This is a genomic window from Enterococcus sp. DIV1639a (assembly GCF_050530445.1).
GTDB lineage: Bacteria > Bacillota > Bacilli > Lactobacillales > Enterococcaceae > Enterococcus_B > Enterococcus_B hirae.
Map to the genome: position 1 here is coordinate 1,282,606 of NZ_CP172886.1, position 16,149 is coordinate 1,298,754.

Here is a 16,149-nt window from a genome sequence, read left to right on the forward strand (position 1 = left end):
GTTAATTAATCAAAAAGTTTCTATTTTTCATGATGTCATTGAATTAAATCCGTAAATTACGTATTTCTATATTTTTATACAGGAATACTATTTTTTTCAAATCACTACACGTGGTTACGCAAATATATTCAGAAAAAAATTATGAAAGAAATAGTTATGTATAAGTGGACTCAAATAAAACTTTATTCATGCATAATCTTTTTGAAAACACTATTCTTGACTAATTATTTTCAGAAATTAAAAATAATATTCTAAAATTTGAACAAATACCATGGTATTAAATTCCAAGAATTTCTTTATTTGGGAATAAAAGTTTTTGATGTCCTTTTTTTTCTGATAAATTTATAAAGCAGTATATAAAAGTGCAAAGGAGAAAACAACATGGAAAAACTAAATAAAAAAAATGGAGAGAAAGTAAGCGTACAGTCCAAAAATCAGCGTGGTATTTTTTATAGACTAAAGGATAGGTTGAAACTAAATAAAAAAAACGGAAAAAAAGTAATTGTACAAGCCGAAGATCAGCCTTCACTTGCTTATGAACTAACTAATAAGTATAAACTTGAGAAAAATAAATCTGATGATATGAAAGCACTAGTAGCATTAGGAAAAGATCTTTCTAAATATGCCCCAGCTACACTCGAAGGAATCCTCTTCTATCTTCCATTGACTCCAGAAAAGAAAAACCTGTTTCAACCAAGAAATAGAATAGTACAGCCTGAAGATCAGCAAAGTCATGCTTATAGACTAACCAATAAGTACGAACTAAAAATGGAACGTACTAATCCGGAGAAATTCGCAAAATTAGGTAGAGAACTTTCTAGATATGATCCAGCTACAATCGAAGGAATCCTGCTACATCTTCCACTGATTCCAGAAGAGAAAGACCTGTTACAACCAAGAAATAGAATAGTACAGCCCGAAGATCAGCTTGAACTTGCTGATAGATTAATCGATAAGTATAAACTAAAAAATAAACATACTAATCTGAAAACAATGGCAGCATTAGGAAAAGATCTTTCTAAATATGATCCAGATTCAACCGAAGGAATCCTGTTACATCTTCCATTGATTCCAGAAGAGAAAAAGCAGTTACAACCAAGAAATAGAATAGTACAGCCCGAAGATCAGCTTGAACTTGCTTATAGAATAACCAAAAAGTATAAACTAAAACATCAACATACTAATCTAAAAACATTCGTAGCATTAGGAAAAGATCTTTCTAGATATGATCCAGATTCAACCGAAGGAATCCTCTTACATCTTCCGCTGATCCCAGAAGAGAAAAACCTGTTACAACCAAGAAATAGAATAGTAAAACCCGAAGATCGACTTGAACTTGCTGATAGGTTAACCGATAAGTATAACCTAAAAATGGAACGTACTGATCCGGTGACATTCGCAAAATTAGATAGAGAACTTTCTAAATATGATTCAGATTCAACCGCAGGAATCCTCTTACATCTTCCGCTGATTCCAGAAGAGAAAAAACTGTTACAACCAAGCAATAGAATAGTAAAACCCGAAAATCAGCCTAATCTTGCTTATAGATTAACCAAAAAGTATAAACTAAAAAATCAACATACTAATGTGAAAACATTAGTAGCATTAGGTAAAGAACTTTCTAAATATGATCCAAATTCAACCGAAGGAATCCTTTTACTTCTTCCATTGATTCCAGAAGAGAAAAAACTGTTACAACCAAGAAATAGAATAGCACAGCCCAAAAATCAGCCTGCTCTTGCTTATGAACTAACTGAAGAGAAAAAGCAATCTACTAATATGGAAACACTAGTAGCATTAGATAAAGATCTTTCTAAAGATAATCCAACTTCAAGCGAAGGAAACATCTCCAATCTTCCATTGAATTCAGAAGAGAAAAAACTGTTACAACCAAGCAATAGAATAGCACAGCCCGAAGATCAGCCTGCTCTTGCTTATGAACTAACTGAAGAAAAAAAGCAATCTACAAATACGGAAACACTAGTAATAGATAAAGATCTTTCTAAAGGCGATCCAACTTCAAGCGAAGGAAACATCTCCAATCTTCCATTGATTCCAGAAGAGAAAAAACTGTTACAACCAAGCAATAGAATAGCACAGCCCAAAGATCAGCCTGCTCTTGCTTATGAACTAACTGAAGAGAAAAAGCAATCTACTAGTATGGAAACACTAGTAATAGATAAAGATCTTTCTAAAGGCGATCCAACTTCAACCGAAGGAAACATCTCCAATCGTCCATTGAATCCAGAAGAGAAAAACCTGTTACAACAAAGAACTATTGAAATGGATAGCGAAGATAGAACCTTTTTTATTGACTATCTTAATGAAAAACATAACCTTAATTCAAACACGCCTTTATCGGAAAAAACAAAAGCTGCACTAATTGAAGACCTTGATACATTCTATTATCTTCCTTTGAAACCTAGTACGTGTTATAACTTTATTTCCGATCTACATATTATAAATAGAGATGATGTATATGAGCTTCTAAATGATCAAATTCCCAAGGTGAATGAATTAATAACGCAGGTAATAAATAATGCTACTCTAGCTATTATAAATAAATATCAACTTTTAGAGAACCAATCTGTCCCCAAAGAGAAACTAGAGGCAATAGCAACTGAGATCCTGGATTTAAATCTTGGTGAAGAACAGGAAAGGGAGGTTATTGCTAAACTTGAAATCTCAAAAGAAGATCGAGCTACTCTTGAGGAAATATACAGAGAAAAACGAGACTTATTGCAAACACAAGAAAGTCAGAAAGACGCTGAAATAAAAGCTGCTACTATAGCTATTACAAATACATATGAACTTTCAGTTGAAAAAACTACTCCTCAAGAGAAACTAAAGGCAATAGCAAATGAGCTTATAAATCGAAATCTTAGTACATTACAGGAACATGAGATTATTTACCTACTTGAAATAGAAACAAAAGATAGAGACACTCTTCGGACAATATACAAAGAATTAAAAAAAATACAAGAAAATCAGAAAGATGCTAACGTAAAAGCTGTTACTATAGCTTTTAAAAATATATATAAACTTTCAGAGGATCAACCTAACTCCCAGAATAATTTAAAGGCAATAGCAAAAACGATTGTGGATTTAGATCTTAGTGATGAACAGAAAAGAGAGGTTATTCTCGAACTTGAAATACCAAAAAAAGATAAAGACACTCTTCGGTCAATATACAAAGAATTAAAAATAATACAAGAAAGTCAGAAAGACGCTAACATAAAAGCTGTTACTCTAGCTATTACAAATATATATAAACTTTCAGAGGATCAACCTAACTCCCAGAATAATTTAAAGGCAATAGCAAAAACGATTGTGGATTTAGATCTTAGTGACGAACAGAAAAGAGAGGTTATTCTCGAACTTGAAATACCAAAAAAAGATAAAGACACTCTTCGAAAGATGTATTCGAACAAATTAGAGAAGAAATTGCAGAAATTGCATTGGGAAAGAGTTAGTATAGCTACAGCTATTTCAAGTAAATATCTACTTTCAATTGAAAAAACGACCCCTCAAGAGAAACTAAAGGCAATAGCAAATGAGCTTATGGATTTAAATCCTAGTGAAGTACAGGGAATTGGAAAGGATATTTTTCACCTACTTGAAATGAAAACAAGAGATAGAAAAACTCTTAGGACAATATATAACGAACTTAAAAAAACACAAGAAAGTCAGAAATACGCTAACATAAAAGCTGCTACTCTAACTATTACAAATATATATGAACTTTCAAAGGATCAATCTAACTCCCCAGAAAAACTAAATAAAATAGCAAAAACGATTGTGGATTTAGATCTTAGTGAAGAACAGAAAAGAGAGGTTATTCTCGAACTAAAAATACCAGAAAAAGATAAAGCCACTCTTCGAGAAATGTACTCGAACGAATTAGAGAAGAACTTGAATGGGGAAAGAGTTAGTATTGCTACAGCTATTTCAAGTAAATATCAACTTTCAGTTGAAAAAACGACTCCTCAAGAGAAACTAAATACAATAGCAAAAAAGATTACGAAATTAGATCTTAGTGATGAACAGAAAAGAGAAGTTATTAGAATACTTGAAATACCAGAAAAAGATCAAGACACTCTTCGAGAAATGTACTTAAACAAATTTGAGGAGAAATTGAATTGGAAAATATTTACTGCAGCTACAGCTATTTCAAGTAAATATCAACTTTCAGTTGAAAAAACGACCCCTCAAGAGAAACTAAAGGGAATAGCAAATGAGCTTATAGATTTAAATCTTAGTAAAGCACAGGAAAAGGAAAAGGAAATTATTCATCTACTTGAAATAGAAACAGAAGATAGAGACACTCTTCGGACAATATACAAAGAACTAAAAAAAATACAAGTAATTAAGAAAGTTGCTACTCTAGCTATTACAACTGAATATGAACTTTCAGAGGATCAATCTAACTCCCCAGAAAAACTAAATAAAACAGCAAAAAAGATTGCGAAATTAGATCTTAGTGATGAACAGAAAAGAGAGGTTATTTTCGAACTTAAAATACCAGAAAAAGATCAAGACACTCTTCTGTCTATATACGAAGAACAAAAGAAAGCTGCTAATATAGCTATTATAAAAAAATACCAACCTAACGCCCAACATGATCTAAAGGAAATAGCAAAACATATTGCGAATGAAAGACGTAATAATGTCAAAAAAAAATCAACAGAATCAGAACAATTATTTCAGCAGAATGTACATGCTGTTGCTACTACTATTACAAATAAGCATCAGCTTTCAGAGAAACGACCTGCAAACCCGAATAAACTACATAGAATAGCAAATGAGGTTGTGAATTTAAACCTAAATATAGACCAGAAACTGGAGCTCATGCGTACGCTTGCCTTGACACAAGCAGACAAAGACAAGCTTCGGAATATATTCTCAAATAGTGTAATAAATGATAAGATCGTATCCCTATTGGCTGAAGAAATAAAAGTAGCTTACCAACTTTCAGAGAATAAAACTATCTCTCCAAAGGATTTACATAATATAGCAATTACCATTGAGAATAGTTCTCTTGATAAAAAGTATATAGATGCGGTTCCAAACGCTCTTGTCATGACAAGAGAAGATAAAGAGACACTTCGGGATATGATCAGAGAAAGAGCGAAACAACAAACAGAAATAAAACAAGAAAATGAAGCAGACATTAAAATAAATGGGAAGACCATAGCTGAAGTACTAGATGACAACGCACTATTGCTATCTCGAGCAATGGACACAGCATTAGAACTTAAAGAGAACGAAAAGGTAAAACCAGAAATACTATCTATGATGGCGGAATTTATTGGTAGCAGAAAACTTAATGAAATAAATAGACGCAATATGCCTTATATGCTTACTCTGACTAAAGAAGATAAAAAAGAGCTTAATGAAATAATAAATGAAAAAACAACATTGCTAAATAAGGAACTCGGAATTTCACAAGAACCAGCTAAAATGAACCTAAGCTCAACATTAAGTCAAGGACTAAATAATTTAGATTCAAAACCAAAGAATCCACTACAGACATCACCAAAACCAAATTTAAGAACTCTACTAAATCAAAGTGAGAATACTCCAGGCTTGGAACCAAATACGTCGCCAAAATCAGGGACTTTCCCAAAAGCACCAGCCCGAATTAATCTATTAAATGTTGTGGTACAGAATAAGATAGTCTCCCTATTGGCTGAAACAATAAAAGTAAATTATCAACTTTCAGAGAATAAAACTATCTCTCCAAAGGATTTACATGAAATAGCAATTACCATTGAGAATAGTTATCTTGATGAAAAGTATATGGATACACTTTCTGATAATCTTGTCATGAGAATAGAAGAAAAAGAAGCACTTCGGGATATAATCAGAGAAAGAGCGAAACAACAAACAGATAAAAAACAAGAAAATGAAGCAGACATTAAAATAAATGGGAAGACTATAGCTGAAGTAGTGGATGACAACGCGCTTTTGTTATCTCGAGCAATGAACACTGCATTAGCACTTAAAGAGAACCAAAAGGTAGAACCCAAAATGCTATCTACGATGGCGGAATTTATTGGTAGCAGAAAACTTAATGAAATAAATAGACGCAATATACCTTATATGCTTACTCTGACTAAAGAAGATAAAAAAGAGCTTAACGAAATAATCAATGGAAAAACAACTTTGCTAAGTAAGCTTCCCGAACTAGATAGAACAAACCCAAATCCAATAGATCAAGTTCCATTACCATTGAATCAAAGACTAAGTAATCGAGGATCGGAACAAAATACTCTACCAAAACCAAACAAAAATATAAAACAAATGAATTCTTTATCTCAAGGATCAGCTGAAGTTAGTCGATAAACCATAATTGCTCAGAGACTGTGACAAAACTTGTCTCAGTCTCTTCTAGTATCTCTAAAACGAATCGCAATCATTCATGATAAGTGTAGATAAAGAGCAATCTTCATCTGCTAAAAACAACTAACTTAAGATCATTAAGTCAAACTAGTGATTCTTTAGATCGACTGTGTGAGCTATTCAAGCTTTATGGATAGAAGTACAAAGGTAGTACTTGAAAAATCACCTTAAAAAGTCCACAATAAGGAAGATAGAATTTATTGAGAAAAAGGATGATACTATTGACTGATAATCGCCCGATTGGTTTTATTGATTCAGGTGTTGGTGGATTGACGGTGGTCAAAGAAGCATTGAAACAATTACCAAATGAAAATATCTTATATGTTGGAGATACTGCCCGTTGCCCCTATGGTCCTAGACCGGCAGAACAAGTGATCGAATTTACTTGGGAAATGACGAATCATTTGGTGGAACAAAACATCAAAATGTTAGTGATTGCCTGTAATACTGCTACTGCGGTTGCTTTAGAAGAAATCAAGGCGGCACTTCCTATTCCAGTCATTGGTGTGATCTTACCTGGGACAAGAGCAGCTGTTAAACAAACAAGAAATAAACAAGTAGGGATTATCGGAACCCTCGGAACGATCAAAAGTCGTGCTTATGAAACAGCGCTGAAAACGAAGGTACCTGAACTTGCCGTGACTAGTTTGGCTTGTCCAAAATTCGTTTCGGTAGTGGAAAGTAATGAATATCATTCGTCAGTGGCAAAAAAAATCGTTGCCCAGACACTAGCGCCATTGGTTACTAAGAAAATCGATACATTAGTATTGGGTTGTACCCATTACCCTTTGTTACGTCCGATTATCCAAAACGTTATGGGAGAAAGTGTAACATTAATCGATTCAGGTGCAGAGACTGTCGGGGAAGTTTCGATGTTGCTGGACTATTTTGAAATCAGCAATTCAGTCAATGAGGGGCGGACGTTATGCCAATTCTATACGACTGGTTCAGCTAAGCTTTTTAAAGAGATTGCACAAGATTGGTTGATGCTCGATCAGTTGAATGTTGAGCATATTGAATTAGGAGGAAAATAACAGATGCGTCACGATGGAAGACAACCTCAGCAGTTAAGAAAAATAAAGATTGAAACAAATGTTTTTAAACATCCAGAAGGTTCTGTTATGATTCACTTTGGTGATACGATCGTCAATTGTTCTGCTACGATTGAAGAAAACGTTCCGCCATTTTTAAGAGAAACAGGAACTGGTTGGGTAACAGCAGAATATAGCATGTTGCCACGTGCGACTCATACTAGAAATCGAAGAGAAAGCAGCAAAGGAAAACTTTCAGGACGCACAATGGAAATCCAACGGTTGATTGGTCGTTCGTTAAGAGCGGTCGTTGATCTGAAAAAGTTAGGCGAACGTAGTATTATCATTGATTGCGATGTTTTGCAAGCAGATGGTGGGACAAGAACGGCTAGCATCACAGGAGCTTTTATTGCGTTAAAATTAGCAGTCGAAAAATTACTTCAAACAAAAGTTTTACGTGAAGATCCAGTTATTGAACATTTAGCTGCTATCAGTGTTGGGATTTTACCCGATCAGACATGTGTGGCAGATTTAGATTATGAAGAAGATGCTGCAGCGTTAGTCGATATGAATCTAGTCATGACTGAATCTGGCAAATTTGTCGAGATTCAAGGAACTGGGGAAGAAGCAACCTTTGATGGAGAACAATTAAACGATCTGCTCTTTTATGGGAAAACGGCGATTGAGCAATTGATTCTTGAACAAAAAAATGTCTTGTTCGAGCAACGAGCAGAAAGAGAGGACGATTTGAAGACGATCGTTATTGCTACCAAAAATGCTGGAAAAGCAGAAGAATTTAAAGCGATGTTTGGCAAAGCTGGTTATGAAGTCAAAACATTGTTTGACTATCCTGAATTACCTGATGTAGAAGAAACTGGTTCAACGTTTGAGGAAAATGCTCGTCTGAAGGCGGAAACGATTGCTTATTTGTTGAATCAACCTGTATTAGCTGATGACTCTGGTTTGAAAGTAGATGCTTTAGGCGGCATGCCAGGGATCTACTCTGCACGATTTGCCGGTGAACACAAAAGTGACGCAGGAAACAATGCGAAATTACTTTATGAGATGACGGAGATTCCTGATGAGAAAAGAACGGCGCAATTTCATTGCACCTTGGTTTTTGCTGCACCGGATAAAGAAAGTCTAGTGGTGGAAGCGCAATGGCCAGGAAAAGTAGGAAGAATCCCAAGAGGAGACAACGGCTTTGGGTATGATCCACTATTTATTCCTGACGGTTCAACTGAAACTGCAGCCGAAATGTCAAGTGAAGAAAAAAACCAAGTCAGCCACCGGGCACAAGCAATGAAGAAATTGAGCCAAGTATGGCAAAGCTGGTTGGAAGGTGAAAACAAATGAACTATTTAGTTGTCAGTGATAACCATGGTGATCGGGAAATCTTAGCTGATCTAGTTGCTCGTTATCAAACGAAAGTGGATTTCTTCTTTCACTGTGGCGATTCAGAATTATCGCCAGAAGATCAATTGTGGACGCACTTCCATGTAGTCAAGGGAAATTGTGATTTCGGACCAGGATTTGTTGAAAAAGAGTGGGTTGATACTGGGAAAGATAAAATATTTATCACTCATGGACATTTGGCAAATGTTCGTTTTGGTCTTACTCAATTAGCGCTTGAAGCGCAAGCCAACCAAGCAACGATGGTCTTTTTTGGTCATACGCATCAAATTGGTTGTGAGGTAGTAGAAGGGGTCTTGTATTTGAATCCTGGAAGCATTTCGCAACCACGAGGACCGATCCAAATCCCTTCTTATGCCTTGATTGAACACAGTGGAGAACAAGTCAATGTTCAATATTATAATCGAGCGCATCAACCTGTCGAGGAACTGGCTTTCACTTTTTCCTTGTAAGCAAAAAATCTCTAATTTTTACTAAAATCTCGATTTTTTATATGAATTTTGCATCCGTTTTCGGTAAAATAATTATGTTGAAATGAAATTGAAATGGAGGCCCTCCAATGATTGGACCGATTGTAAGAGAGTTATTGCTACAAAATCGAGAGACTTTTTTGATCTCAGCTGAAAATGTAGCGAATGTCATGTATCAACATCCATTATCACATGGTTTGCTTGTTTTATCGAAAGTAGGTTATACGAAGATCCCTGTACTAGGAAAAGATGACCGTTTTGTGGGATTAGTTAGCTTATCTGATGTCGTCAATAAAATGATCGATCTACAAACGATCAGCATGGACCCATTAGAAGGACTAACCGTTGCAGATGTAATGGAAACGAATGTTGCAACGATCGATGAAAATTGGGAACTAGAAGAAGTTCTCCATTTATTAGTTGATTCACCTTTTCTACCGGTTGTTACAGAAGACAAAGTTTTTAAAGGGATCATTACTCGAAAAGAACTACTAAAGGCAGTCAACTATATGGTGCATGAATTGGAACGACGAAACATTGTTTCGCCTAAAGTCGAAGAATTAAAAGAAAAGTTAGACATCGTTAGTTAACGATTAAAGCAAAAAAGATTGAGACTGATTACACTTATTTCTCCATTAAGGTCATTTAATGGAAAGCGTAAGGAATCGTCTCAATCTTTTTTATTTCAAGCTGATCGGGCTGTTAGGAATGGTAAATCCTGCTGTTGTCAATTCTTTTACATAAGAACTCAAAAATTCTTCTTTCAAAACAAATTGTTTCCCATTCAAGGCATAACAAATGGTTCGAATCGCAAAATTACTGTTCCCTAAATCGACTAATCCAAAAATTGTTGGTTCAGTTTGTAAGTCGTCTTGGTATTTTTCAGCTAATCGTTGATTTACACGATCGATGATTTCGTAGATAGAATCATAGCCTTCTTCCGGCACGATGCGAATATCAAGTAGAACTTGCATATTCGCTCTGGATAGGTTGCTGATAGTCGTGATGTTTCGATTGGGAATAAAGTGGACCGTACCGTCTACGGCCTTTAGCTGTAACGTCCGAATACCGACAGAAGCCACTGTTCCTTCAATTGACAGATTTGCTAATTTTACATAATCTCCGACATCCATTTGTTGTTCCATAATAATGAAAAAGCCAGTAATCACATCACTCATAAAGCCTTGTGCGCCCAATCCAATTGCTACCCCAGCAATTCCCGCTCCTGCCAACAATGAACCAATCGGAACACCAATGACGGATAAAATCGCATAAATAAAGAAAAAACCCATCGTGTATTGGAAAATCGTATTTAACAGACTGTGTAACGTTTTTAAACGACTTTCATTCAAAACCGATTTCTTAGAATATTGTTTAAAAGATTTATCAATTAAATATTTTCCGACACGGTTGAGTATGGCAAATAAAAGAATTAAAAAAACTAAATAAAGTCCTTTTTGGATAAAGGTTGCAAAAATTGCATCCCAATCGATCGTATTCCAGAAACGTTGAAAAGCATTCACTTGGTGGACTGCTTGGTCAGTTAATGTTTCACCTGTGGAAGTGGTTGCTGTTGTCGCTAGTTGTAAAAACATAAGATCCCCTTTTCTAAAATATATACTCACTACTGTATTGTAACAAGAACGAGGGAAAAAGAAAATCAGCAAAACTGTTTCAAATTTCAGAAATTTTCCAAAAAATAAAATGACAAACCTCAAGTATAGTGCTAAAATATTCACAAAACAAAGATAGGTGGAATGAATATGCAATTGGATTGGAATAATTTAGGTTTCTCATATATCAAAACTCCTTGGCGTTACGTTGCAAAGTGGAAAGATGGTCAATGGGAAAAAGGAGAATTGACGGAAGACAACTATTTAACAATCCATGAAGGTTCTCCAGCGCTTCATTATGGACAACAATGCTTTGAAGGATTAAAAGCTTACCGAAGAAAAGATGGCAAGATCAATCTTTTTCGACCAGATCAAAACAGCCGTCGTTTGAATCAAAGTGCTAGACGGTTATTGATGCCGATGGTACCAGAAAAAATGTTCATTGAAGCTGTGAAAGACGTAGTCAAAGCGAACGAAGCATTTGTACCACCTTATGGAACAGGCGCAACATTATACTTACGTCCTTTTCTGATTGGTGTCGGTGAAAACATTGGTGTGCACCCAGCGCCAGAGTACTTATTTGTCGTTTTCTGTACACCAGTTGGTGCTTACTTTAAAGGTGGTTTGAAACCAACGAACTTTATCGTATCAGAGTACGACCGGGCAGCACCTAATGGAACAGGGGCAGCAAAAGTAGGAGGGAACTATGCAGCTAGTCTGTTGCCAGGTACACAAGCGAAGGAATTAGATTATTCAGACTGCGTGTATTTAGATCCTGCTACTCACACGAAAATTGAAGAAGTCGGTGCAGCGAATTTCTTTGGTATTACTAAAGATGGGCAATTTATCACACCGCAATCGCCATCGATTTTACCAAGTATCACGAAATATTCACTCTTACAATTGGCTGAAGAGCGTTTAGGCTTAACTGCTGTCGAAGGGGATATCTTTATTGATCAATTAGACCAATTTGCCGAAGCAGGAGCGTGTGGCACAGCAGCGGTCATCTCACCGATCGGAGGGATCTATTATCAAAATAACTTACATGTTTTCCATAGCGAAACAGAAGTTGGTCCTGTAACTAAACGATTGTATGATGAATTGACAGGGATCCAGTTTGGCGATGTAGAAGCGCCTGAGGGTTGGATCGAAGTAGTCGAATAAACAACAGTATAATCTAATAAAAAAGAGATGCTACGATTTCTAGGACAGATATAGATGATCTGTCCTAGTTTTTTTATAAAATTAGTTTTACAAGCTTTCTTGCCACATACTACTTTAGAAGAGTTTATCCATCACCAAATAGAAGATACAATTTCACTCATATTAAAATATAAACTATTTATATTTTAACAATCAAATGGCTTGTAATCTGTCACAATAATCTAGATAGACATATTTCATGCGTATCATCGTCTGGGTCTCATATTTTCTTTAGGGATCAATCAAAATAAGACGACCCAATATTGATAAGCCTATCAATAGTAGGTCGTCGTTTAAAGTTTATTTGAAACCGGTGAGTTCGTTAGTGTTAAACGAATTTTTCCGTTATCTTACTTAAATAAAAAGCGATTCGTGTTGTTTTAAATGGGATGACTAAAGTAAATAGGGTTCTCTTAAGATAAGTGGACGCCTTTATCTACATAAACAATGTCGCCAATCATTCCGCTTGATAATGGGCTAATTAAAAAGGCACAGGCATTTCCGACTTCTTCGATCGTCACACCTTGTTGATCTGGTGTACGTGATTCAGATAATTGGATCAATTTTTGGTAATCTTTCACGCCAGTAACCGCTAATGTTTTGATCGCCCCAGCTGAAATACCGTTGACACGAATGCCTTTAGGAGATAGTTCTGCAGCTAAGTAACGGATGGCTGCTTCTAAAGATGCTTTTGCGATTCCCATCATGTTGTAGTTAGGAATAGCGCGTTCTGATCCTAAATAAGACATGCTTACAATTCCGCTGTTATGTGCTAGATACTTTTGTGCATATTTTGTTACAGCGATTAATGAATAGCTACTGATATCTTGCGCTAATTGATAGCCGTCACGTGAGATATCGGATACGTTTCCTGATAATTCTTCTTTGTTTGCGTATGCGATCGCGTGTACTAGGCCGTGGATTTCTCCAGCATATTCGCCGATTGCATCCATTGCTTTTTCAATACTTTCATCACTTGATACATCACATTCCACCGTAAAGGCATCTTCGCCGACTAATTTAAGCAATGATTTTTTCATGCGTTCATTTTGATAAGTGTAGATGATCTCAGCACCTTGTTTCATCATTGCTTCGGCACAACCCCAAGCAATACTTCGCTTATTTGCGACGCCCATAATGACGATTTTCTTTCCTTCTAAAAAAGACATATTGACACTCCTTTGATCTTAAAAAGATTTAATAGGTTGTATAATAAACAATAATTGCAAAATAATAACCTCTTGATTTTCTATTATTAGTCAAAATGCTTTGATTGTCAAACTATTTTTTTTAATAATAAAAAAAGATTGCTAAAAATTTAAGAATATGATACTTTGATAATCAAAGTAATAATCAAGGCAATTAGCCAAAAAAAGGAGTATATTATGTCTTACGTATTATCAGCTACTGAAGTAATGGACTTGATTCCCAATCGTTATCCAATATGCTATATCGATTATGTCGATACCTTAGAACCAGGAAAGAAAATCGTCGCAACGAAAAATGTAACGATCAATGAAGATTTCTTCCAAGGACACTTTCCTGATAATCCAGTAATGCCTGGTGCATTGATTCTAGAAACCTTAGCGCAAGCTGGATCGATTCTGATTTTAAAATCAGAAGAATTTTTAGGCAAAAGAGCGTATATCGGTGGGATTAACAAAGCGAAATTTCGCCAGAAAGTGGTTCCTGGTGACGTGATGAAATGTCATTTTGAAATCACAAAAATGAAGGGTGCAGTAGGTACTGCTTTATCTGCGGCTTATGTCGAGGATAAAAAAGTTTGTGAGTGTGAGTTTACTTTTATTGTGAACAAAGATGCTTAATTGGGTAAAGCGGCTTTTTTTATAAAAGCAGAATTTACAAGGACCCAGTTATCAGTAAAAGCCGAAGAACAGCGAAGGGCAATGGAGTACCTTTCGTTATTCTTCGGCTTTTACTTAATGATTCGCCTTATGATTCTTTCGCTTCTTGTAAGATGTTGATTTTTTCAATTTTAACCGCTTCTTTTGGTTTATCTGAGGCATCTGTTTCAACCTCTGCGATTTTATCTACAACGTCCATTCCTTCGATGACTTGTCCAAAGACCGTATATTCACCATCTAAACTAGGATAGCCACCATTTTTATACGCATTGATGATTGCTTGAGGGTAATCATCTTTTAATAGTCCGTCATGCATATCATCTGAGTTTTGGACGATAAAGAATTGGCTCCCATTACTGTTAGGATCTTGGGCACGTGCCATGGATAAAGCTCCGCGGATGTTGTAAAGCTGGTTAGATATTTCAGTTTCAAATCCTTTGCCCCAAATACTTTCACCGCCAGTACCATCCCCTTTAGGATCGCCTCCTTGGATCATGAAATCTTTGATCACTCGGTGGAAAGTCAAGCCATCGTAATAGCCATCTTTAGCATGTGTCATAAAATTCTCAACTGCTTTAGGGGCCAATTCAGGGAATAATTTCATTTTGATTGTCCCTTTTGATGTGACCATCTCAACCAGATCTTCATTGGCAGCGACCTCATTGCTCAATTGAGGAAGAGGGAGTGCGTTTAAATCGACACTTTCTTTTGTACTGCTTTCCGTTGTTTTTTCTGTTGAACTTGTTGTTTCAGAAGTGTTTGTTTTTGGTTCACTTTGATTACACCCTGCTGCAAATAGTAGGGTTGCAACCAATCCCATACTTAAAAGAAGTTTTTTTGTTTTCATTTTTGGTTCCTTTCAAAGATAATCAGTTTGTTATCTATAATGATAACAAATAATGATCAATTTACCTATTCTTTTTCTCATAATTTCTTCGTTTATGATCACTTTTCTCAAAGGTGTAGACCATTTAAAGCGCTTTTGTTATAATGTAAGTGGATACAAAAAAGATTTTGGGAGGATTCAACTGATGGGAAAATTAGGTATTTCGATTTATCCGGAACGTTCAACGTTCAAAAAGGACAAAGCATATTTGGATTTAGCACATAAATATGGATTCAAACGTGTATTTACTAGCTTATTACAAATAGAAGATGACAAAGAGAAGGTTTTAGCTGATTTTTCTAAAGTTGTGGAATATGCGAACCAATTAGGAATGGAAGTTATGGTAGATATCAATCCAGCATTATTTGAACAATTAGGGATATCCTACGATGATCTTTCCTTTTTTCATAAGATGGGAGCGTACGGCATCCGTTTAGATATCGGGTTTACGGGAGCTGAAGAAGCAAAAATGACACGTAATCCATACGGTATTAAGATTGAGATCAATATGAGTTCTGGCACTAGTTATGTTGACAACATCATGAGTTATTCTCCGAATACTAATAATTTGTTAGGGTCTCATAATTTTTACCCTCATCGCTATTCTGGTTTGAGTTATGATCATTTTGTGTATTGCTCAGAAAAATTTAGAAATTATAATTTGAATACAATGGCATTCGTCAATTCTCAAACCGCTGATTTCGGACCATGGCCAACGCAAGACGGTTTGTGTTCGCTTGAAGATCATCGAAACTTAGAGATTTCTACACAAGTCAAGCACTTGATGCTTACGGGTTTGATCGATGATATTTCTATCGGTAATGCTTATGCAAGCGAGGAAGAACTAAAAGCGATGGCAGAAGCATTTAATGCAGATTATCCAACGTTGAAAGTAGATGTTGAAGAAGATATCACCGAAGATGAACGGATTTGTTTGTTTGATAATCTCCACAGCTATCGTGGTGATCGTTCAGAATATATCCTTCGTTCAACAATGACACGAATCTACTATAAAGATAAACCATTCCCACCACATAATACCCGGGACATGTCTCGCGGGGATGTCTTGATTGATAATGTGGGGTATGACCAATACAAAGGTGAAACTCAAATTGCACTAAAAGAGATGAAAAATGACGGTCGTGTGAATGTAGTCGGACGTATTTCAGAAGATGAATTGTTCTTATTAGACTTCTTAAAACCGTGGTCAAGTTTTAAAATGATCGAAAATAAAAAATAATGGTTCCTAACTTTTAAATTTTTTGT

Annotated in this window: 11 protein-coding genes; 8 read left to right on the plus strand and 3 right to left on the minus strand. The window is 35.6% G+C overall.

Features of this window, described 5'->3' with window-relative positions; translation table 11 throughout:
- The first annotated feature begins 381 nt into the window (after positions 1 to 381).
- From IGJ32_RS05810 to cbpB, 5 genes are all read left to right on the plus strand, one after another.
- On the plus strand, positions 382 to 6,345 hold the full coding sequence (locus IGJ32_RS05810) for a hypothetical protein (protein ID WP_430610914.1): 5,964 nt from the start codon (positions 382 to 384) through the stop codon (positions 6,343 to 6,345).
- A 269-nt stretch (positions 6,346 to 6,614) separates the two neighbouring features.
- Positions 6,615 to 7,436: a glutamate racemase gene (gene racE / locus IGJ32_RS05815; RefSeq protein ID WP_010737494.1), complete on the plus strand. Its 822-nt coding sequence runs from the start codon at positions 6,615 to 6,617 to the stop codon at positions 7,434 to 7,436.
- 3 nt (positions 7,437 to 7,439) lie between these two features.
- Complete coding sequence (gene rph, locus IGJ32_RS05820; protein ID WP_010737495.1) at positions 7,440 to 8,789, plus strand: ribonuclease PH; 1,350 nt, start codon at positions 7,440 to 7,442, stop codon at positions 8,787 to 8,789.
- Positions 8,786 to 9,298 (plus strand): metallophosphoesterase, encoded by a 513-nt coding sequence (locus tag IGJ32_RS05825; protein WP_010719280.1) that lies wholly within the window; start codon positions 8,786 to 8,788, stop codon positions 9,296 to 9,298. Before rph ends, IGJ32_RS05825 begins: the two co-directional genes overlap by 4 nt.
- A 107-nt stretch (positions 9,299 to 9,405) precedes the next feature.
- Positions 9,406 to 9,906 carry a cyclic-di-AMP-binding protein CbpB gene (cbpB, locus tag IGJ32_RS05830; protein ID WP_010719279.1) on the plus strand — a complete coding sequence of 167 codons (501 nt, stop codon included), beginning with the start codon at positions 9,406 to 9,408 and terminating at the stop codon, positions 9,904 to 9,906.
- Positions 9,907 to 9,996: 90 nt separating this feature from the next.
- On the opposite strand, the gene IGJ32_RS05835 is transcribed toward cbpB, so the two are convergent.
- Positions 9,997 to 10,911: a mechanosensitive ion channel family protein gene (locus IGJ32_RS05835; RefSeq protein ID WP_034697771.1), complete on the minus strand. Its 915-nt coding sequence runs from the start codon at positions 10,909 to 10,911 to the stop codon at positions 9,997 to 9,999.
- 168 nt (positions 10,912 to 11,079) lie between these two features.
- On the opposite strand from IGJ32_RS05835, the gene IGJ32_RS05840 reads away from it, so the two are divergent.
- Complete coding sequence (locus IGJ32_RS05840) at positions 11,080 to 12,093, plus strand: branched-chain amino acid aminotransferase (RefSeq protein ID WP_010719277.1); 1,014 nt, start codon at positions 11,080 to 11,082, stop codon at positions 12,091 to 12,093.
- Between the two features lie 452 nt (positions 12,094 to 12,545).
- Here IGJ32_RS05840 and fabI read toward each other — a convergent pair whose 3' ends face one another.
- Positions 12,546 to 13,301 (minus strand): enoyl-ACP reductase FabI, encoded by a 756-nt coding sequence (gene fabI / locus IGJ32_RS05845; RefSeq protein ID WP_010719275.1) that lies wholly within the window; start codon positions 13,299 to 13,301, stop codon positions 12,546 to 12,548.
- A gap of 216 nt (positions 13,302 to 13,517) precedes the next feature.
- Here fabI and fabZ point away from each other — a divergent pair, with 216 nt between their 5' ends.
- A complete protein-coding gene (gene fabZ / locus IGJ32_RS05850) occupies positions 13,518 to 13,958 on the plus strand; it encodes a 3-hydroxyacyl-ACP dehydratase FabZ (protein WP_010719274.1) in 441 nt (146 codons plus the stop codon).
- Between the two features lie 127 nt (positions 13,959 to 14,085).
- Here the strand turns inward: fabZ and IGJ32_RS05855 are convergent, their stop codons facing one another.
- Positions 14,086 to 14,844: a peptidylprolyl isomerase gene (locus tag IGJ32_RS05855; protein WP_010719273.1), complete on the minus strand. Its 759-nt coding sequence runs from the start codon at positions 14,842 to 14,844 to the stop codon at positions 14,086 to 14,088.
- 184 nt (positions 14,845 to 15,028) lie between these two features.
- Between IGJ32_RS05855 and IGJ32_RS05860 the strand changes: the two genes are divergently transcribed.
- The gene (locus IGJ32_RS05860) at positions 15,029 to 16,123 is read left to right on the plus strand and encodes a DUF871 domain-containing protein (protein ID WP_010719272.1); all 1,095 of its coding nucleotides are present in this window, start codon (positions 15,029 to 15,031) and stop codon (positions 16,121 to 16,123) included.
- Positions 16,124 to 16,149 lie beyond the last annotated feature (26 nt).

Excerpts from the sequence above, each read along its gene's own strand:
- fabZ (WP_010719274.1), top strand. The coding sequence starts at position 13,518 with ATGTCTTACGTATTATCAGCTACTGAAGTAATGGACTTGATTCCCAAT.
- IGJ32_RS05835 (WP_034697771.1), bottom strand. The coding sequence starts at position 10,911 with ATGTTTTTACAACTAGCGACAACAGCAACCACTTCCACAGGTGAAACA.
- cbpB (WP_010719279.1), top strand. The coding sequence starts at position 9,406 with ATGATTGGACCGATTGTAAGAGAGTTATTGCTACAAAATCGAGAGACT.
- IGJ32_RS05840 (WP_010719277.1), top strand. The coding sequence starts at position 11,080 with ATGCAATTGGATTGGAATAATTTAGGTTTCTCATATATCAAAACTCCT.
- IGJ32_RS05855 (WP_010719273.1), bottom strand. The coding sequence starts at position 14,844 with ATGAAAACAAAAAAACTTCTTTTAAGTATGGGATTGGTTGCAACCCTA.
- IGJ32_RS05860 (WP_010719272.1), top strand. The coding sequence starts at position 15,029 with ATGGGAAAATTAGGTATTTCGATTTATCCGGAACGTTCAACGTTCAAA.
- IGJ32_RS05810 (WP_430610914.1), top strand. The coding sequence starts at position 382 with ATGGAAAAACTAAATAAAAAAAATGGAGAGAAAGTAAGCGTACAGTCC.
- IGJ32_RS05825 (WP_010719280.1), top strand. The coding sequence starts at position 8,786 with ATGAACTATTTAGTTGTCAGTGATAACCATGGTGATCGGGAAATCTTA.
- rph (WP_010737495.1), top strand. The coding sequence starts at position 7,440 with ATGCGTCACGATGGAAGACAACCTCAGCAGTTAAGAAAAATAAAGATT.
- fabI (WP_010719275.1), bottom strand. The coding sequence starts at position 13,301 with ATGTCTTTTTTAGAAGGAAAGAAAATCGTCATTATGGGCGTCGCAAAT.
- racE (WP_010737494.1), top strand. The coding sequence starts at position 6,615 with ATGATACTATTGACTGATAATCGCCCGATTGGTTTTATTGATTCAGGT.